This window comes from Aliikangiella aequoris, from assembly GCF_053709105.1.
Map to the genome: position 1 here is coordinate 795,147 of NZ_CM132298.1, position 18,800 is coordinate 813,946.

Here is an 18,800-nt window from a genome sequence, read left to right on the forward strand (position 1 = left end):
GTGACCACATAACTATTTTAAAGCAGGCAAAAGTGATCAATGCACTCAACTAATGGATTAAATGAGAAATCTCCCCAGTTAGTGCTGCCAATGGCAGAACCCGCTGAAAACCTTTCTGGCGATGGGCTGCACTTAAATAATATCCAGAAACGAATTGATATGGATATGCTCTCGCGTTCAATTCCCGGGGTAATTATTTTTGCCATATTATGGCCGTTAATCTTCTATCCATTAGAGTTCCACCATGACAATCCTTGGTATAGCTGGGGGTTCGCGTTTTTATTAGCCCTAATAAGTGCAATTAGGTGGTGGCATAAGCGAGTCACCCATGCCCTTTATGAGCGCTCTGCGCGCTTATGGAGAATGATTTTTTCTGGTTTATCATTAATGCAAGCGGCTTGTTGGGGGTGGCTATTTGCGCTTTCAATAGTTGAACCAGCGTTTGAGCCCGTAAGGTTCGTATTGGTATTAGCGCTAGGCGGAATTGCGAGTGGTGCAATGAGCGCCTTGAGCCCGCGTTTAGGTCTGGTGTTGTTGAACATTTCTTTAATTCTAGTACCCGGTATTGTGGTGAGTTTATTGCTTAAATCTGACTACTCCATGGCGATACTAATTTCAATATTCTTGGGCTATTTAAGTATGTTGGCTTATCGCTCAAATCGCGAGTACTTAAGAGCATTTGAAATTGAAATAGAGCTCGATCGACAAAAGAAAGAGTTACAACGAATTAATCAAATCGATCCACTCACCTTAATTTATAATCGTGGACATTTTAATACCACCTTTCAGTTTCAGTGGAACTCAGGTATCAGAAGCCAGAAGCCTCAATCACTGTTGTTAATAGACGTTGATCACTTTAAGTCGATTAATGATCGTTATGGTCATTTATTTGGTGATGACTGTCTGATTTACATTGCCCAAGCCATCCATGGTATCGCAAAACGTAAAACTGATTTAATTGCGCGTTTTGGGGGAGAAGAGTTCGCGGTGTTATTAAGTAACACATCCCAAAAAGAGGCAGAACAGCTTGCCGAAAGCATTCGCTTAGAAATTCAAGAAAATCCATTTAAGCAAGGCGAAACATTGCTCAATGCCACTGTGAGTATTGGGGTTGCCTGTATTTTACCTAACTCTAGCATCAGCTCTAATCAGCTAATTGATAATGCAGACAAGGCGCTTTACGCAGCTAAAAATGCTGGCCGCAATCAAGTTAAAGTCTATTCTAGCGTCGAGCCAGCGCTTGTTTAGTTGATGAAGGCAAAACAGTGCCTACGTCAATAAAATAGTTCATGCACTTTAGTGTTGATTTTGCTAGTCTTCGAATAATCATCTTTTAACAACAGAGAAGTTTCGTGGGTAAAATTAAACTAATTATTCGAAAATCACTTATTGGTGGTATTTTGGTTTTATTACCAATTGTGATTATTGGGTTTGTGTTTCGTTGGCTGTTTAATTTTATCACTGATCTTATTCAACCGTTAACTGATTACACTGTACGCTACTTTCCTGTGCCAGAAGTAGTTGCCGACTTGAGCGTTGTGTTATTAATTCTCGCATTGTGTTTTGTTATTGGAACCTTTGTTACCACCACTGTCGGTAAATGGCTGCACGATAGGTTTGACCGCTATTTAATTAAACTAGCCCCAGGCTATCGAATTGTTAAAGAAATTGTCTCACAAGTCTTTGGCAGTGATGAAAACTCGCCGTTTGCCAAAGGTGAAGTCGTCAAAGTAAAACTTTTTGGCGCTAGTTGCGAAACGACCGTTACCGCGCTTGTTACCTCGAGGCACGCTGATGGTACCGTAACTATATTTATGCCAACAGGGCCAAACCCTACCTCGGGGAATATATACCATATGCCCGAGTCTCTCGTTGAGTTTTACCCCGATGTGAGTGTTGAGCAAATGATGCGTACAATTATTGCGTGTGGTGCTGGCAGCGATAAACTATTTGCGTCGGCACAGCCTGTTAATCAAACAACAACTAAGCCACAGTAAACGCTGTGACTTAGTTAAACGGTTAAATAATGGGCCGCATTTGGGTCATATAATTGCGTAGTTTTTTACCAACAACTTCTATCGGATGGGATTGAATTGCGTGATCAATTGACGCTAGTTGGCTATTGTTCACCTGCAAACCATTTGATGCTATTCCGCCGCCAATTTCTTCGCTAGTAATAGTCGACATTAAATGTTCCTGCAGTAAGGGAATTGCTGAATTGCAAAATAAATAGTTACCGTATTCTGCCGTGTCTGAAATTACCTTATTCATTTCGTAGAGTCGCTGTCTAGCGATGGTATTGGCGATTAAAGGCGTTTCATGCAACGATTCGTAGTATGCCGACTCAGCTGACATGCCTGCTTCTAACATAAGTTCAAAAGCTTGCTCCACTCCGGCTTTGATCATCGCGATTAAAAATATACCTTGCTCAAAGTAATTTTGCTCATCAATAACGACTTTGTTAGCAGGCGCTTTTTCAAAGCCAGAGTGCTTGGTTTGTTCTCGCCAAGTTAATAGCTCAAGGTCTTCATTGTGCCAATCTTTGATCATTCTTTGAGAAAAGGCTCCGCTAATAATGTTGTCCATATGCTTTTCGAATAAAGGCCGAGTTAAATCCTTTATTTTTTCTGCGAGACTATACGCACTAATTTTGGCTGGGTTTGAAAGCCTGTTCATCATTAACGTGATACCACCTATTTTGAGTGCTTCGGTGATTGCTTGTAATCCCTCTTGTATTAGCTGTGCTGAATAGTCTTGTGCAATACCCGCTTGGCGCATTTTGTCGAATCCTAAAATAGACGCTGTTTGCAGCATTCCGCAAAGAATCGTTTGCTCTCCCATAAGGTCTGACTTTACTTCGGCAACAAATGACGACTCTAAAACGCCTGCTCTATCACCTCCAATGGCACAGGCTAACGCTTTGGCAAATTTTAAACCTTGCTGATGTGGGTCGTTCGCTGGATGAACTGCGATTAAAGTAGGCACTCCAAACCCGCGTTTAAACTCTTCTCTTACTTCAGTTCCTGGGCATTTAGGTGCACACATGATGACGCTAATATCTTGACGAATTTGCTGGCCTTGTTCGACAATATTAAAGCCATGGGAGTAAGCAAGAATAGTGTTACTTTTCATCAGCGGCATAATTTGTTCAATCACTTTGGCGTGCTGTTTATCTGGTGTTAAGTTGTAAACTAAGTCTGCTTTAGGAATAAGCTTTGCAATAGTGTCAACTTGAAAGCCCTGAGATGTTGCACGTTTCCAAGACTCTCGCTTTTGCGTTATTGCAGATTCGCGTAGCGCAAAACTGACCTTTAAGCCCGAGTCACGCATATTAAGGCCCTGATTTAAGCCTTGTGCGCCGCAGCCGACAATGACTATTTCTTTATTAATTAGAGCGCTGCAACCCTCTTCAAATTCCGTTTGTGGCATAAAGCGACAGCGACTTAATTGAAACAATTGTTGGCGTAAATTCAACGAGTTGAAGTAATTTTTCATCGTGTAATCCGTTTAAACAAGGTTAAGTTTTGACTAGTAAAGCGAATGATTTTAAGCAATTAAGGTTGATGATAGTGCTGGCTTGCTGTTGCGTAAATTGATATATTTTTGATTCTATATTGCAAAAATCGCAATAACTTGGGTGGGATGAGCTTTTAAATGAGGATAAAAATTGAAAATTCAGGATCTTTCAGCATTTATACAATTAGCTGAGTCGCTGCATTTTAATCAAACGGCTAACCAAATCCATATGACTCCATCAACGTTAAGTCGGCTTATTCAGCGCCTAGAAGAAGCCGTTGGTGCCGAGCTATTTGTGCGTAATAAAAGACAGGTTCAGCTCAGCATGGCTGGGCGTAGGTATCTGGAGTTTGCCAATCGAGTTGTTGAAGAATGGAGATTGGTTAAACATGACCTGAGCCCCAGTGTGCAATTAATGGAAGGGCGGCTAAGTCTATTTTGTACAGTCACAGCCGCTCACTATTATTTAGCGCAAGTTTTACAAGGCTTTAGAGAAGACTACCCACGAGTGGAGTTAGGGATTGAAACAGGAGATGTTGCTTTGGCAAAAAACGGGGTGTTAGCTAGCAAGTACGACTTTGCTTTTGCAGTAAATGAAGATACACCTAATAATCAGCTCGCATTTCACCATATCGATTTTATACCCTTCACTTTTATTGCACCGAAAGGCCTACGTTTGCTCAATCATGACTTAAATAAAGAGTTCATCGATTGGAATCGTGTACCTTTTGTATTGCCAGAGTCTGGGCCCAGCTTAAAGCAAATACAAAACTGGTTTAAAAAAATGCAAATCAAGCCCAAAGTTTACGCGCGGGTTTCTGGTAATGAAGCTTTGGTGAGCATGGTTGCTCTTGGGTGCGGTATAGGCGCCATTCCTGCGCCAGTATTAAGCCATAGCCCGATTGCTGATAGGGTCCAAAAGCTCGCAGTTGAGATCTTACCTCAACCATTTGATCTGGGTATTATTGGCTTAAAGTCGCGCTTGCAAGAGCCAGTGCTTAAAGCATTTTGGCAGCGTCTAAAATATTAAAATTAATTTAGTTTAAAATACCACTTGTATAAAGCTACTTGTTTGAGTAGTATTGTGTTTAGTGATTTTAAACAGTGGAGTGAATCCGATGGCAGTGGTGACTTTATATATGTCAGATAAAGATAGTAGTAAAACATTTAGCGATAAAAAAGAAGCTGACAATTATGACAAAATGCTTGAGTTAGCAGAGAATGTTAGTTTATGGATGGAAAAGTCGATCCCGGGGTTGTCTGAAGATCAAATTGAATCGATTGGACTACTTTTAGCTGAGAATAAGGATACGCTAGCAAAAGCATTAAAAGGTAAGTCCGATATTTTATTAGAAGACACTAATAACGCTGACGATAAAGTGACTGCGATTAGTGCATCTGCTTAGTGTCGCAGCGCGACAACTTTAATTTTTCCCTTTTTGAATGTAGGTAAAGTTTGCGGCTAATATTTTATTAGCCGCTTTTTTATGCACTTCTCAAATTAAAAAAAATTCAACGTTGACTTGATTGCTTTTTCTTGTAAAGCTGGCGTAATATAAAATTTATCTCAGCGTCAAAGTTCCCCATCATTTATGTAGGCATTGTCATGAAAATCTTTCGTAGGACTCATCTTTATTCTTTGAGCGCTGTCGTTTTTATTGCCTTGATGACAGCATGTGGATCGAGTAATGAAAGCGAAAGTAGCCCTCAACCAGAAGAAAACCTAGTTGCCGCTGATTTTGAAATTTTAATGCTTGGAAATAGCCATAGCGCTGCTTACGATTTACCCAATTTAATTGCTAAACTAATCGAGCAAGGGCTACCCACTTTTACCGCAAACGCAGTTCGTTCACCAAGTATTAGTTTTTTAGATGAGCGTCTTAATGACGGTCATACACAAGCCTTACTAGAAAGTAAGGATTGGACTCATGTTATTTTACAAGCCCAAAAATATTCTACGACAGGTTTAAACTGGTACTCAACAGAGGCTGCGGAAGAATGGGTTAGAAGAGTTAATGCTCAACAAGCAAAGCCGATTATGTTTCCGGAGTGGGCTAGAAAAGGCAATACTACCGAAGGTATAAGAATTCATGAAAAGCACCTATATATAGCTTCTCGCGAGTCCACTTGTGTTGCACCTATTGGACTTGCTTGGGAAGAAGCCGGGAGACTCTACCCAAGCCTAAACTTGCACGCCGATGATGGAAACCACGCCAATTTGACTGGCGCACTATTGACCGCAATGGTACTTTATCAAGTTATTACTATGCAGCCTGCCGATGAGCTTGGGCCAATAGAGGATATTGCGGTAGACACCGCTACTCAAGCGATACTAAAACTAATTGCTCGTAATAGTGTAGATAGTTTTCTCCATTGCTCATAGTGATTAAGCAATTGAAACTTAACTTATTTTAATTCTCACCACTTTCATAATGTCGAAACTCAGGCCGGCTATATTTTCTTCTTCTGGGTAATAAGTGAGATTAACTCGTTGGCCTTTTTGTAATTGTTTGTACTTTTTTCTTCGTTTGTATTTAAACGGAACATCGCAGCCTTCTACCATAATACTGTTAATAAACCAGTCGTCTTTCTCTCTTTGATTGTGGCTCACAACCACCATTTCATCTGAGTGAGTAAGTTGTTCATGTTTTTTAGTCAGTTTATTGGGATCGCTTTTCATGGCAAGCACTAAAATAATGTTGGAAAAAAAGGAATAACTGAGAAGTAGGCTATTAATAAAATAAATGCGACACTCAAAGTACTAACAATAGGGCGTTGTTTAAAGGCGCCCCAGATTGTTAAATGACGGTTGTCAGCTTTTAAACTTTGGTAGACTGCTCTTGCTTCAGTCGCGCGCTTGGTTTGATAGTCATTGACTAGCTGGCTGGCTTGTTCGAAGTCAGATTCTTGGTTAAGCCAAATAGCGGCAAATGAAAGCCCCCAGGTTCCAGCGGTGGTTTCGTAGTAGTCAATTTCAGCTTCATCTAATAATAGACGGACTTGGTCGGCTTCATCTGCGGGCACGCCGTTAAGCTTAAATAATAGTTTGGCCATGGTTTGTCTTGTGTGCGTATTTAAAAAATAATAGGATGTAACCTTGTTTTGCTCATCCCCCCAGAGGGGCTAGCAATTAAAGCTTATTCAATATGAGCTGCAACTAAGCTGTTAAATACTAAAATCAATATTAAAGGTTTTCATCTTGAGGCTTGCTTGAGCTTCCATTGTAACAGTGGTGCTTAAAAGTTTAAAGAGAGACTAGCTTTAGGGTTTACTCAAGTCTGTATTGTTGCTTGCTAAAGCACTGATTTTAGTCGTATTTATTAATTAACTATTTTATCATTAAGATTAAAATAAGCCGTTTGCTTTAAATGTATTATTTAGACAGGCAGTTGCACTAAAAAATAAGTCAATAAATTTAATATGAAGTAGACTTGTAATACCTTCAGTCGCGTAATTGGTTTGGCATTGGCTGGCTCAAAAACGACTTCTGCTACATGACGTAAAATGGAAAACTAACCTTTGAAAGATTATTTGTTGAATTATAAGAAAATACTCAATACATGCTTAGTGAAAAGTATTATCGCTTGTATTTTAATAATTTCAGCGCCGTTAAATGCCCTTGAAATCAAGCCTAATAGTACTCGTATTAATTTATATGCCGACTTAGCTTACTTTGAAGATCCCACAGGCCAACTAACATTTGAACAAGTTAAAAACGAAGAATTTAAAAGGGCGAGTCAGAGCAATGAAACAAACTTAGCCTTCGGTTACTCAGATTCTACTTATTGGGTTAAAACCAATGTAATTAATTTAAGTGGACACTCTAACTGGATCATTGAGCTCAGCTATCCGTTGCTTGATAGCATAGAGTTTTATTTTGTTGATAGTAACCAACTTAGGAATATAGTGACTGGCGACCAACTGCCATTTAGTCAGCGGCCGATAGAACATAGAAACTTTCTTTTCCCATTCAATTTAGATTCAAACAAATCACTCGATATATACATTAAGGTTCAGTCTAGCAGTTCTATACGGTTGCCGTTAACACTATGGGAGCAGCAAACATTTTTTGAAAATGATCAAAAAAGATTATTAGGCCAAGGAATTTACTTTGGCATTTTGATTATTATGATGCTTTACAATTTGTTTATTTATTTTTCAATTAAAGAAAGAGCTTATTTGCATTACGTATTTTATGTTGCTTCTTATATTGTTGTGCAGGCCTCTTTAAATGGTATTGCGTTTCAGTATTTATTTACAGATTTTATTCACCTTAGTAATCAGGCCGTTGTTTTAGGATTATCTTTAGTTATTCTTTTTGGTTGTAGTTTTACCGTTAATTTTCTTAATTTAAAATATCATAATCAACTTGCCTTTAATGTGATATATAGCATTGGGGTGATTGGCGGGCTTAATTTTCTGCTAAGCATGCTGCTTCCTTATGATTGGACAATTAAAATTGCATTATTCTTTTCTGTTATTGGTTCCTTAGCTATAACCGTATTTAGTTTAACATTATGGCTTAGCCAAAATGTACGTGAAGCGCGGTATTTTTCGTTAGCTTGGATAGGCTTTTTAGCAGGTTCGATTTTAATGGTTTTAAATAGAGTGCAAATTTTGCCGGATAATTTTATTACCGAAAATGCAGCCCAATTAGGATCATCTATAGAAGTCATGTTGCTGTCATTTGCGCTTGCCGATAAGTTTAATCAGATACGCGGTGAAAAAGAGCAAGTAAAAACTAAAGCTCAGGCCTCTATTACTCAGGTTAATCATTTGCTCCAAGAAACGCTTGCTCGGTTAGAGTATAGCAATAAAATAAAAAATGACTTTTTGGCAACCGTCAGTCACGAACTGCGTACGCCTATGAATGGTATTGTTGGTGCAAATGAACTATTGGGTACGTTAAACTTAACCGATGAAGCGCAAGAGTTTGTCGAAATATCGAGAGAGTCTGCTGATCAAATGATGCGTTTAATTGATTCGATGCTACAGTTTGTCGAATTGCAAGCTGGCGCTTCAAAAATTAAAAAAGTTAAAGTTGATTATAAAAAGCTCTGCAATGAGTTAAATGATTATGCGCAATCAATTCAAATCAATAAAAAAGTTAAATTTAGGGTGGTAGAGCCTGAAGAAAACTTAGACAGCCTATACACCGATTTAGAAAAGCTGTTGGTGACAATAAAGGTATTAATTGATAATGCTTTAAAATATACCCATTCTGGCATGGTTGAAGTGAGTATTGAGTCAACTCAGCACGGGGCGGATAGTTTTATTGTTTTTAATGTTAAAGATACCGGCATAGGAATAGAAAAAGCCCATTTAGCCAGAATTTTTGAAGTTTTTTCTCAAGTTGACAGTACCTTACGTCGACCTTATTCAGGTTTGGGTATCGGTTTAACTATAGCCCAGGCTATTGCCAATGTACTTGGTGGCAAAATTTCTGCAGAGTCACAACTTGCAAAAGGAAGCTGTTTTAAATTTATAGTACCCACTAATTTAGACTTAGCAGCAAAACAATAAAGCGCTGTGCACTGACTAAAACAGTTATTAGACATATGGATCTCGGCAAGTTGTATAGAATACACACGTCTGCCTTTGCGAAACTGGGCCATCCTATGTGCTGATTATATAGTTACGAAAAAGGTGTTTTAAATAAGCAGCGACGCTCACCACAAATTAGATATTTGCCAAATCCGTGCCGATTGTTTAAATCACATTGTGAACATAATGGTGGTTAGACCAGTGATGTTTTTTTTGAATATAAACAAAGAGCTTTTATTCTTATTCCTTATTTGTCGCTTTACCAAATAAAATTCATATCAATTCTGTTGCCTAAATTTAATTCTCTACTATAGTTAAATCTGAAAGTCTGCATGAATGTGGTTGTTGTATTTAGAAGTTGTAAAGGTTGTAAACTTGTTTCTTTCCTATGCAATTACTTATATGTAATAAACTTTTAAGCCAGGTGTTTAGTTATTTATATTGGAAGTTCTTCTAATCTCTATAAATAAATACCTATACCATAACCCAGTAATTAAATTAATCCAGTAATTAAATTGCACCTGCTGTTGTTGAGTTGCACTATGGCTAGTTTTCGTGAACTAGAAGAAAACAACGATTGTTTAACAAAAAAACTCGATGACTCTCTCAAAGAGTTTGAGCAGTTTGTCTTTATTGCATCCCACGATTTAAATGCCCCCGTCAGAGCGATTTCTAAATTATCTCAGTGGTTAGAAGAAGATACTGGAAACCAATTAACAGAGACTTCTGTAGAAAACCTTGCACTGCTACGCTCTCGTGTTGATCGACTAGAGCGCTTAATCAAAGATATAGGAAAGCTTGCTGAGTTTACTAGCAAACACTTTGATGATACAGAGCGAGTGGACTGTGAACGAGTCATTCGTTGCCTAATTGATAAAAGCAATGCTTATGGAAAAGTGGTTGAGGTAAACTCTTCAAACTGCCTGCCAGTAGTAAACGTTAGTTTTATTATGTTTGAAATTATACTCTCGGAGCTTATTGATAACGCTATAAAACATAACACTAAAAATAAAGTTATTTTAAACTTTAAAGGAGCGCAAGATAGTACTGGCTTTCACTTTAGTATTACTGACAATGGTCCCGGAATTGATAAAAAATTTCATGAAATGATATTTAAGCCGTTTAAGGGACTGCAATCTAAAGACGATTGTGAGGGAAGTGGAATAGGTTTAACACTGGTAAAAAAGCTACTTGACAATAATCAGGGATACATTCGTGTTATCAGTGGCAAGCCTGAACAGGGAACTACAATAGAGTTTGGTTGGAAGGTAACTTAAGGAGATAGAAATTGCAAAGCAAGCAGTTAAATATTTTATTAGTTGATGACGATGAAGTTGACGTAACTATTATTAAGCGAGATTTTAAGCAAAAAAAAATTGCTAACCCAATTTATACTGCATCGGATGGTTATGTAGCGCTCAATATGCTTAAAAATTGTGAAGTTCCCGCGCCTTATATAATTTTGCTAGATCTACATATGCCTAAAATTGATGGCTTTGAATTTTTGAAAATCATAAGAGCTGATGAAGAACTCAGCGACAGCGAAGTTATTGTGCTCACTTCATCGGACAGTGATAAAAACAGAGTTAATTCATTTGGAATGAATGCATTAGGTTATATTGTAAAAAAAGATACTGCATCTGAGTTTCTACGCGTAGTTGAAAAAATGACGAAGTATTGGAAAGTGGTAGAAATGCCTCTTTAGATTTAAATGTTATGGTTAAGGTAGAGATACAGTTATGAAAACGTTGATAATTGATGACGATAGAGTTGATCGCGCCGCACTGATTAGGGATTTGAAATGCGGAAGTTTTAGTCATGATATCACCGAAGCGTCGACAGGCAGTGAAGGCCTGAAAATGTTTAAAGCTAAGCCTTTTGATTGTGTATTTCTAGATTACGACTTACCTGACTTGCAAGGACCTGAAATATTAAGAGAGATGCATAAAATTAGTGATGATAGTGTTTCTGTTGTTGGGATTACAGGGATAAAAGGAGAAGTCCAGGCTGAAGAAATGATAGAAGCCGGAGCGACAGACTATTTGCTTAAAGATGAAATTAATCCTTTTAAAATTGACAGAACATTAAAATATGCAATCAAAAGACGAGAGTACTATGAGTCTGCTAGTAGCAAGTTTCGGCATGTATTTAAACATTCTAACGATAGCCTTTTTATTATGGATAAAAATGGAATAGTCGTCGATGCTAACTTAAAGGCGCAAAAAGTATGGAAAAGAGATAGATACCAGCTAGTTAATAGCGACTTTGAATGGTTAAAAGCAAAATGTGATAGTTCGAGACCGATTAAGAAGCTATTGTCAGAGTTGCAAATTCGCGAAGATAACGCTAATGAAGGTCCGGTTTTTGAAATGCGGCTTAAAAAACCTCAAGGTGGGTTTTTCTATGCAGAAGTTAGCGCCAGTCAGATCTACTTTGATGGCAATGAATTGTTCCTAGCCACTGTAAGAGATATTAGCGAGCAACGAAACATAGAAAGTTTGCTTAAAGAATCAAACCGAGCCTTGGTTGCTTCAAATAAACGATTAGAGGATTTGTCTGAAACAGATATGCTAACTGGTACCTTAAATCGAAGAGGTATGGAGAACATTATTGGGCGAGCTGTGAAAAGCGCTAAGCGCGAAAAAAAGCTTTTAGTTTCAATATTAATAGATATTGATGAATTTAAGCAGATTAATGATGCATTAGGCTATACATCCGGAGACATTGTACTCAAAGAAACCGCCATAGCTCTGCAAAGTACAATTAGGCCAAGTGATTACTTGTCGCGTATTGGTGGGGCTCAGTTTGTAGCTTTAATCCAAGTGTCCAATATGGAAGAGTCTAAAACAATTGCAGAAAGAATGCGTTCTACCTGCAAGCGTTTTAAGCTTGAAAATATTGAGACTATCATAGAAAACTCTATAAGTTTGGGCGTGGCCGTTGTTGATTTAAATACGGTTACATTAGGCGATTTGATTAACAGCTCACAGCGTGCATTAAATAATAGTTCGGGCAAAGACTCGATAACCTATATTTCAGATTTTGAATCACTTCCACAAACAATTACCAAAGCAAAAAAAATAAAGGAAGATATTTTAAGTAATGATGGCGTTGCTTCATACAAGCAAGCAATCATTGATCTTAATACTAAAAAATTAGTTGCATATGAATATTTAGCAAGAGGTCCTCAAGGTATTTATTTTACACCTGATAATCTATTTAGGTTTGCGCTAGAAGAAAATATTCTTTCTAAAGTCGACTTTATCTGCTTTAAAAAGTCACTTGAAGCTAGTGTTAAAGACAAGGGTGTTCAAGCTCATATTAATCTATTCCCTTCGACTTTACTTGAATTATCAGTATCTTTTTTGCTTGATCATTTAGCTCCTTTTCTCGGCAAGAATCAGGTTTGTATAGAAATTAGTGAGCAGCAAATTATTGGCGATCCTGGATATTTGAAGGGACATATATTTCAACTGTTTGATGCAGGTATTCAAGTCGCTATTGACGATATAGGGTTTGGACGGAGTTGCCTGGAAAATTTGATTTATTTAAGGCCCCATATTTTAAAAATAGATAAAAAGCGAGTGTTTGAGGTTAGCAAAGATAAAGAAAAACGTGAAGAGTTAGCTAAGCTTATAAAAATAGCGCAAGCAGTCAATGCTCAGATTATTGCTGAAGGGGTAGAGACAATCGATGACTTACGTGTTTTGGAAGGAATGGGGGTACAGTTTGCCCAAGGCTATTATTGGGGTAAGCCTGTACCGTCTTTAGATGATTAATGATATTTAAGAGGGACATATGAAAGGCGAACAAACTGCGCATTTCAAGGAACAAATATCTGAGGCGCCTTCTGGTTTTGAGACCCAGTGGATGGCGTCTGTCGTTGAAGATAGCTCCGATGCGATTTTGACGATCGGATTAGACGGAAATATTACAAGCTGGAACTCCGGGGCGGTTAAAATCTTTGGCTATAGCAAAGATGAAGCTATAGGAAGTCCTATTAATATAATTTATCCTCAGCACAGTAAAACAGAGCTAAATAAGCTTATTTTTCAATTAGAAAAAGGCGCATCTTTAGATCATTTTGAAACCCAGCGTATTACTAAAGATTCAGGCTTGATGGATGTTTCCGTTTCTATATCAGCAATAAAGGATGGAAATGATAACGTTGTAGGGATCGCTGAAATCATTCGTGATATTTCTAATCAAAAGTCAGCTACGGGATATGCTCGTTCGCTTATAGAAGCATCTCTTGACCCGCTTGTTACAATTTCTGTTAACGGTAAAATTACGGATGTTAATGAGGCTACTGTTCAGGTCACTGGTCGCCAAAGAAGTGAGCTCATTGGTTCTGATTTTTCAAATTATTTTACTGAGCCAGATAAAGCGCGCGAAGGTTATCAACAAGTTTTCTCTGAAGGAATAGTTAAAGATTATCCGCTCACTATACGCAGTAAAGACGGTCATTTGACCGATGTTCTTTATAACGCGACAGTGTATAAAGATGGTCACGGAAATGTACTCGGTGTATTCGCATCTGCGCGAGATGTTACTGAGCAAAAGCGCGCATCACAATATGCCCGTTCATTAATTGAGGCTTCACTAGACCCTTTAGTTACCATTTCTGCTGACGGTATTATTACGGATGTAAATGATGCGACTATTCAAATTACAGGGTGCACTCGTGAAGAATTGATTGGATCTGATTTTTCTGATTATTTTACCGATTCTGACCAAGCGAGGCGAGGCTATCTTGAGGTTTTTTCTAAGGGGCAAGTCACTGATTACGCTCTTACAATTCGCCAAAAAGATGGTAAAGAAACAGATGTACTTTATAACGCGTCGGTTTACCGTGACGAACAAGGGGCAGTACGAGGAGTATTTGCCGCTGCTAGAGATATCACCGGGCAAAAGCAAGCTTCGCAATATGCGCGGTCTTTAATTGAAGCATCTTTGGACCCTCTAGTTACAATTTCGGCAGAAGGTAAAATTACTGATGTTAATGAAGCGACTATGCAGATTACTGGTTGTACTAGAGAAGAACTTATAGGATCTGATTTTTCAAATTACTTTACTGAGCCAGAAAAAGCCAGAGCTGGATATTTGCGGGTATTTTCTACCGGGAGGGTGACTGACTATGCTTTGACTATCAGACACATACATGGAAAGTTAACCGACGTATTGTATAACGCAGCAGTGTATAAAGATACTCATGGAAATGTGCTAGGTGTTTTTGCAGCAGCTCGAGATGTGAGCGAGCAAAAGCAGGCCTCGCAATATGCTCGCTCGCTAATTGAAGCCTCTCTCGACCCGCTTGTAACTATCTCGCCAGAAGGCAAAATAACTGACGTAAACCAAGCGACTATTGAAATCACAGGACGCAAAAAAGAGGAACTAATAGGCTCTGACTTTTCAGTTTACTTTACCGAGCCTGAGGAAGCTCGCCGCGGCTACCAAGAAGTGTTCTCTAAAGGTAAGGTTACGGATTACGCACTTACTATTCGACATAGCTCAGGGAAAGTAACAGACGTGCTTTATAATGCTGCGGTCTATAAAGATATTCGTGGGAATGTCCTTGGCGTATTTGCTGCGGCAAGGGATGTGACTGAGCAAAAAGAAGCTTCGCAATATGCTCGCTCTTTAATTGAGGCATCACTTGACCCACTAGTAACTATTTCTCCTGAAGGCAAAATAACGGACGTTAATCAAGCGACAGTTGAAATTACTGGGCGAACTCAAGAGGATTTGATTGGTTCTGACTTTTCCGACTACTTTACTGAGCCGGAAGAAGCACGTGAGGGCTATCAGCAAGTTTTTGAAGAAGGCTTTGTTAGGGACTATCCATTAGCAATCCGACATGTGTCAGGTAAAATCGCACACGTCTTATACAATGCAACGGTATACAAAAATCCTGAAGGAGAAGTTATTGGTGTTTTTGCAGCTGCAAGAGATATTACTGAACGTAAAAAGGTTGAGGAGCAACTTCATTCAACTTCTGCTTATGCACGTTCCTTAATCGAAACATCACTTGACCCACTAGTAACAATCTCACCCGAAGGTAAAATTACCGACGTAAATCATGCCACAGAAAATATCACCGGTGTTACCCGAGAGTGGTTGATTGGAACTGATTTCTCTAATTATTTCACAGAGCCTCGTAGGGCTCGCCAAGGCTATAGAAAAGTTTTTAAAGAAGGGAGAGTTACTGACTACCCATTGGTGATAAAGGGAGCTAAAGGACGCTTGATTGATGTCGTATATAATGCGTCCGTTTATAGTGATGCGGAAGGTAAAGTTCGCGGTGTATTCGCTGCAGCACGTGATGTATCATCGCAAAAGCAAGCATCTGAATATGCGCGTTCATTAATAGAGGCATCCCTCGATCCATTAGTGACAATTTCTTCTGAAGGGAAAATTACCGATGTAAATCAAGCAACGATAAAGGTCACGGGGATTGATAAAGAAACTTTAATTGGTTCAGATTTCTCTGATTATTTTACCGAGCCAGATAAAGCTCGACTTGGATATGAGATTGCATTTAGAAAAGGTGAGGTTAAAGACTACCCACTTACGATCAAAAATAGAAGTGGTGCTTTATTTGATGTTTTGTATAACGCTTCTGTTTTTAAAGATAGAGAAGGAAATGTTTTAGGCGTGTTTGCAGCAGCTAGAGATAATAGCCGAGCAAAACTTGCGCAAAAGAAATTAGAGCAAACTAATAAAGACTTAGAAGCATTTACCTATTCGGTATCACACGATTTGCGAGCACCCTTAAGACAAATTGACGGATTTGCGTCCCATTTACAAAAAAGCCACTCGAGTTCGCTTGATGAGGAAGGAGCAAGGCTATTATCAATTATTTCCGGAAGTAGTAAAAAGCTTGGTAGGTTAATCGATAGTCTATTAGAATTTTCAAAGTTAGGTCGAGTTGCTATTACACCGCAATATATTGATATGAACTTAATGGCAAAAAATGTTTATGAAGAGACTCTTAAGCAAGAGTCTGAGGAGCGAGACATTCAATTTATTTTACACAAGCTTCCAGATCAAAGTGTCGATATTGATTTAATGCAGCAGGTTTGGAGGAACCTGCTGTCAAATGCGATTAAGTTTACTCGAAAAAAAGAAGACGCAACTATTGAAGTAAGTTGTGAGCAAGGGGAGCGTGAAAATATCTATAGTGTTAGAGATAATGGTGCAGGGTTTGATTCAAAATTTTCTGGGAAACTGTTTGAAGTATTTAGTAGGCTTCATGACCAAGATGAGTTTGCTGGCACAGGCATAGGTTTGGCTATATGTCGTAGAATAATTCATCAACATCAAGGGAAAATATGGGCAGAGTCTGAAGTTGATAAAGGTACAGTGATTTATTTTTCACTTTTAAGTAACCGATAGGAAGAACGCTATGTACGAATATAGTAAGGATTTAGTAGATGTTCTGCTCGTTGAGGATGACGTAAATGATGCAGAGCTTACGATGCTTGAGCTAAGGAAAAATTCAAACGTAATGAATATAACTCATTTAAAAAATGGTGACGAGGCGATCAAGTATTTTTTTTATGATGATGGAAATATTAAAGATTTTGCTTTCCCAAAAGTAGTACTACTTGATTTGCAGTTGCCGAAAGTATCAGGTCTTGACGTCCTGAAGTCTCTTAAAAGTAATGAGCTAACAAAACAGATTCTGGTCATTATTATGACATCGTCTAAAGAAGAGATGGATTTGTATAATTGCTATCAAAACGGTGCCAATAGCTATATAGTCAAGCCAATTGATTTTGATGTGTTTTGTCAAAGAGTTTCTGAAATTGGAAGTTATTGGATGTCAGCCAATGCTCAACCTAAACTCAATTTAAAATCTCAAGAGTAGTCGAAATGAGAAAACATTATTCATTACTCGTAATCGATGACGATGTATTTGATTATGAGCTAGTTAGAATTTGGCTTAATCAATCAGAGCAACGTTCTCTATTTAGCAGTACTCATGTAAAAAGCTTAGCAGGCGCTAAAGAAGCAATTCAAAATCAAAAGTTCAACCTGATTTTTTTAGATCTCAGCTTGCCCGACACGATTGAACTCAGTGGTCTAGCGGAACTTAAATCAATTACTCAATCGCCAATTTTGATTTTAAGTGGAACTAATAACCAGTCGTTAATAGCTAGTGCACTCGAAAATGGTGCAGCTAGTGTATTTTTTAAAGACGAACTAGAAACCCATGCGCCAGAAGAGCTTATCAATTTGGCTGTTAATGATAATGTGAATAGAAATCAAGCTTAACTTTGTAAAGCAATTGCTTAAGTGTTAATAGAAGCTTGGCAAAATTTCCGCAGAGTCACAACTTGCAAAAGGAAGCTGTTTTAAACTGACTTTACCTACTAATTTTGTAGATGGCCGTTAAATTAGCGCTTCGATTGCTTTAATGGTTTCATTTTCAATTGCAGATAGCTCTCCGTCAGCAGCGGCCATTTTTTCGAGTATCACTTTGATTTCTTTGTAGCCCGTTAGGGGCTTACAGTATTGGTTAATCACTGTAGCATGATCATGATCGCGTACATAGCTAATCGCTTGCGGAATGAAGTTGTCTAGTGATGTACCACTTTTCCAGTTCATGCGTTCACATACCTGCTGAAAGTAGTCTTGTTCACCTAAGTCGATTTTCTTGTCTGAACGGTATAACAGTACCAGTAAAGTAATTAAAGCTTCATTCTGACTTTGAGTTAAATCTTCAATTTCTATTCTACCTATCATTGTTATTTTACTCCTAAGCTTTTTGATTATTAATGGGTTATTGGTTGAACTAAGCTTTTCGCATAATATGTTTTCAATTTGTCGGTTAAATCACAACTCACACTTCATCATTTGCCGTCTTAATACGCAATAAACGGGCTTGTTCCTCCTCAAACGCCGCTTTTATTTCGAGCATAATGTCATCAACGTTTGCGTCTGGCATTATTTGAGTAAATTGCCCTGTCAACTCACTATTAGGGACAAGCTCTCCACTTTCGTATAGTGACCAAATTTCAGCAGCATAATTGCTACTAATTAACTCAGGAGCAAATTGTGAATAGTAAGCGGTTATATTATTAACGTCACGCTCTAACATCGCTTTAGCGTTGTTATTGCCGGCAGCATCAACTGCTTGCGGTAGGTCAATAATTACCGGACCATATTCATCTAACAGCACATTAAATTCAGATAAGTCTCCGTGCACTATTCCAGCACAAAGCATGCGCATTACCGATTGCATTAACGCAGCATGATCTTCAAGCGCTTGCTCTTTAGTAAGAATGACGTCATTAAGTCGAGGAGCTACGTGCCCTAAATCATCGGTGATTAGCTCCATGAGCAACACGCCATCAAAGCACCCATAAGGTTTGGGAACACGAACGCCAGCGTCGGCTAATTTGTAGAGCGCATCTACTTCCGCAGATTGCCAAGCGTCTTCTTGTTGCTTGCGGCCGAAACTAGATTTATTTTGAATCGCTCTATTACGACGACTATTTCTACCCTTGCGGCCTTCTTGGTAGGTGACAGCTTTTTTAAAGCTGCGCTTTGCGGCGTCTTTATAAATTTTGGCGCAGCGAATTTCATTGCCACAACGTACAACGTAAACTGTTGCTTCTTTACCGCTCATCAGTTGACTGAGTACTTCGTCGACTATGCCGTCGTCGACGAGTGGCTGAATTCTTTTAGGAAATTTCATATGCTGAAGATTATACCCTATTTACTTTATATTCATA

17 protein-coding genes are annotated in these 18,800 nt (G+C 38.5%); 12 read left to right on the forward strand and 5 right to left on the reverse strand.

From position 1 onward, the window contains the following. Nucleotides 1-39 precede the first annotated feature (39 nt). Both ACUR5C_RS03550 and ACUR5C_RS03555 read left to right on the forward strand, forming a co-directional pair. On the forward strand, nucleotides 40-1,248 hold the full coding sequence (locus ACUR5C_RS03550) for a GGDEF domain-containing protein (RefSeq protein WP_454466977.1): 1,209 nt from the start codon (nucleotides 40-42) through the stop codon (nucleotides 1,246-1,248). Between the two features lie 104 nt (nucleotides 1,249-1,352). After that, nucleotides 1,353-1,997, forward strand: a complete 645-nt coding sequence (locus tag ACUR5C_RS03555) for a DUF502 domain-containing protein (RefSeq protein ID WP_454466978.1) — start codon at nucleotides 1,353-1,355, stop codon at nucleotides 1,995-1,997. A 22-nt stretch (nucleotides 1,998-2,019) separates the two neighbouring features. Here the strand turns inward: ACUR5C_RS03555 and ilvC are convergent, their stop codons facing one another. Continuing rightward, a complete protein-coding gene (gene ilvC, locus ACUR5C_RS03560; protein ID WP_454466979.1) occupies nucleotides 2,020-3,495 on the reverse strand; it encodes a ketol-acid reductoisomerase in 1,476 nt (491 codons plus the stop codon). 172 nt (nucleotides 3,496-3,667) lie between these two features. Here ilvC and ilvY point away from each other — a divergent pair, with 172 nt between their 5' ends. From ilvY to ACUR5C_RS03575, 3 genes are all read left to right on the forward strand, one after another. Then, the gene (gene ilvY / locus ACUR5C_RS03565) at nucleotides 3,668-4,546 is read left to right on the forward strand and encodes an HTH-type transcriptional activator IlvY (protein WP_454466980.1); all 879 of its coding nucleotides are present in this window, start codon (nucleotides 3,668-3,670) and stop codon (nucleotides 4,544-4,546) included. Between the two features lie 88 nt (nucleotides 4,547-4,634). Further along, nucleotides 4,635-4,922, forward strand: a complete 288-nt coding sequence (locus tag ACUR5C_RS03570; RefSeq protein ID WP_454466981.1) for a YebG family protein — start codon at nucleotides 4,635-4,637, stop codon at nucleotides 4,920-4,922. A 200-nt stretch (nucleotides 4,923-5,122) separates the two neighbouring features. Continuing rightward, nucleotides 5,123-5,899: a hypothetical protein gene (locus tag ACUR5C_RS03575; RefSeq protein WP_454466982.1), complete on the forward strand. Its 777-nt coding sequence runs from the start codon at nucleotides 5,123-5,125 to the stop codon at nucleotides 5,897-5,899. A gap of 18 nt (nucleotides 5,900-5,917) precedes the next feature. Here ACUR5C_RS03575 and ACUR5C_RS03580 read toward each other — a convergent pair whose 3' ends face one another. Together ACUR5C_RS03580 and ACUR5C_RS03585 are read right to left on the reverse strand one after the other, a co-directional pair. Further along, entirely contained in the window at nucleotides 5,918-6,196 is a 279-nt protein-coding gene (locus ACUR5C_RS03580) for a hypothetical protein (RefSeq protein WP_454466983.1), read from the reverse strand. Between the two features lie 8 nt (nucleotides 6,197-6,204). After that, a complete protein-coding gene (locus ACUR5C_RS03585; RefSeq protein ID WP_454466984.1) occupies nucleotides 6,205-6,570 on the reverse strand; it encodes a DUF6164 family protein in 366 nt (121 codons plus the stop codon). A 480-nt stretch (nucleotides 6,571-7,050) separates the two neighbouring features. Here ACUR5C_RS03585 and ACUR5C_RS03590 point away from each other — a divergent pair, with 480 nt between their 5' ends. From ACUR5C_RS03590 to ACUR5C_RS03620, 7 genes are all read left to right on the forward strand, one after another. Next, nucleotides 7,051-9,039, forward strand: a complete 1,989-nt coding sequence (locus tag ACUR5C_RS03590) for a 7TM diverse intracellular signaling domain-containing protein (protein WP_454466985.1) — start codon at nucleotides 7,051-7,053, stop codon at nucleotides 9,037-9,039. A gap of 563 nt (nucleotides 9,040-9,602) precedes the next feature. Further along, a complete protein-coding gene (locus tag ACUR5C_RS03595; RefSeq protein WP_454466986.1) occupies nucleotides 9,603-10,337 on the forward strand; it encodes a sensor histidine kinase in 735 nt (244 codons plus the stop codon). A gap of 11 nt (nucleotides 10,338-10,348) precedes the next feature. Continuing rightward, complete coding sequence (locus ACUR5C_RS03600; RefSeq protein WP_454466987.1) at nucleotides 10,349-10,765, forward strand: response regulator; 417 nt, start codon at nucleotides 10,349-10,351, stop codon at nucleotides 10,763-10,765. A gap of 34 nt (nucleotides 10,766-10,799) precedes the next feature. Beyond that, nucleotides 10,800-12,839: an EAL domain-containing protein gene (locus tag ACUR5C_RS03605; protein WP_454466988.1), complete on the forward strand. Its 2,040-nt coding sequence runs from the start codon at nucleotides 10,800-10,802 to the stop codon at nucleotides 12,837-12,839. 19 nt (nucleotides 12,840-12,858) lie between these two features. Then, nucleotides 12,859-16,455: a PAS domain-containing sensor histidine kinase gene (locus ACUR5C_RS03610; protein ID WP_454466989.1), complete on the forward strand. Its 3,597-nt coding sequence runs from the start codon at nucleotides 12,859-12,861 to the stop codon at nucleotides 16,453-16,455. Between the two features lie 10 nt (nucleotides 16,456-16,465). Continuing rightward, entirely contained in the window at nucleotides 16,466-16,930 is a 465-nt protein-coding gene (locus ACUR5C_RS03615) for a response regulator (RefSeq protein ID WP_454466990.1), read from the forward strand. 5 nt (nucleotides 16,931-16,935) lie between these two features. Further along, nucleotides 16,936-17,337 carry a response regulator gene (locus ACUR5C_RS03620; protein ID WP_454466991.1) on the forward strand — a complete coding sequence of 134 codons (402 nt, stop codon included), beginning with the start codon at nucleotides 16,936-16,938 and terminating at the stop codon, nucleotides 17,335-17,337. Nucleotides 17,338-17,454: 117 nt separating this feature from the next. Here ACUR5C_RS03620 and ACUR5C_RS03625 read toward each other — a convergent pair whose 3' ends face one another. After that, nucleotides 17,455-17,808, reverse strand: coding sequence for a tellurite resistance TerB family protein (locus ACUR5C_RS03625; RefSeq protein WP_454466992.1), 354 nt, complete (start codon nucleotides 17,806-17,808; stop codon nucleotides 17,455-17,457). Between the two features lie 97 nt (nucleotides 17,809-17,905). Beyond that, nucleotides 17,906-18,763, reverse strand: a complete 858-nt coding sequence (locus ACUR5C_RS03630; RefSeq protein ID WP_454466993.1) for a PA4780 family RIO1-like protein kinase — start codon at nucleotides 18,761-18,763, stop codon at nucleotides 17,906-17,908. Nucleotides 18,764-18,800 lie beyond the last annotated feature (37 nt).

What these genes read in the sequence shown, in the direction of transcription:
- ACUR5C_RS03550 (WP_454466977.1), top strand. Translation starts at nt 40, where the DNA reads ATGCACTCAACTAATGGATTAAATGAGAAATCTCCCCAGTTAGTGCTG.
- ilvC (WP_454466979.1), bottom strand. Translation starts at nt 3,495, where the DNA reads ATGAAAAATTACTTCAACTCGTTGAATTTACGCCAACAATTGTTTCAA.
- ACUR5C_RS03570 (WP_454466981.1), top strand. Translation starts at nt 4,635, where the DNA reads ATGGCAGTGGTGACTTTATATATGTCAGATAAAGATAGTAGTAAAACA.
- ACUR5C_RS03575 (WP_454466982.1), top strand. Translation starts at nt 5,123, where the DNA reads ATGAAAATCTTTCGTAGGACTCATCTTTATTCTTTGAGCGCTGTCGTT.
- ACUR5C_RS03580 (WP_454466983.1), bottom strand. Translation starts at nt 6,196, where the DNA reads ATGAAAAGCGATCCCAATAAACTGACTAAAAAACATGAACAACTTACT.
- ACUR5C_RS03585 (WP_454466984.1), bottom strand. Translation starts at nt 6,570, where the DNA reads ATGGCCAAACTATTATTTAAGCTTAACGGCGTGCCCGCAGATGAAGCC.
- ACUR5C_RS03595 (WP_454466986.1), top strand. Translation starts at nt 9,603, where the DNA reads ATGGCTAGTTTTCGTGAACTAGAAGAAAACAACGATTGTTTAACAAAA.
- ACUR5C_RS03605 (WP_454466988.1), top strand. Translation starts at nt 10,800, where the DNA reads ATGAAAACGTTGATAATTGATGACGATAGAGTTGATCGCGCCGCACTG.
- ACUR5C_RS03610 (WP_454466989.1), top strand. Translation starts at nt 12,859, where the DNA reads ATGAAAGGCGAACAAACTGCGCATTTCAAGGAACAAATATCTGAGGCG.
- ACUR5C_RS03615 (WP_454466990.1), top strand. Translation starts at nt 16,466, where the DNA reads ATGTACGAATATAGTAAGGATTTAGTAGATGTTCTGCTCGTTGAGGAT.
- ACUR5C_RS03620 (WP_454466991.1), top strand. Translation starts at nt 16,936, where the DNA reads ATGAGAAAACATTATTCATTACTCGTAATCGATGACGATGTATTTGAT.
- ACUR5C_RS03625 (WP_454466992.1), bottom strand. Translation starts at nt 17,808, where the DNA reads ATGATAGGTAGAATAGAAATTGAAGATTTAACTCAAAGTCAGAATGAA.
- ACUR5C_RS03630 (WP_454466993.1), bottom strand. Translation starts at nt 18,763, where the DNA reads ATGAAATTTCCTAAAAGAATTCAGCCACTCGTCGACGACGGCATAGTC.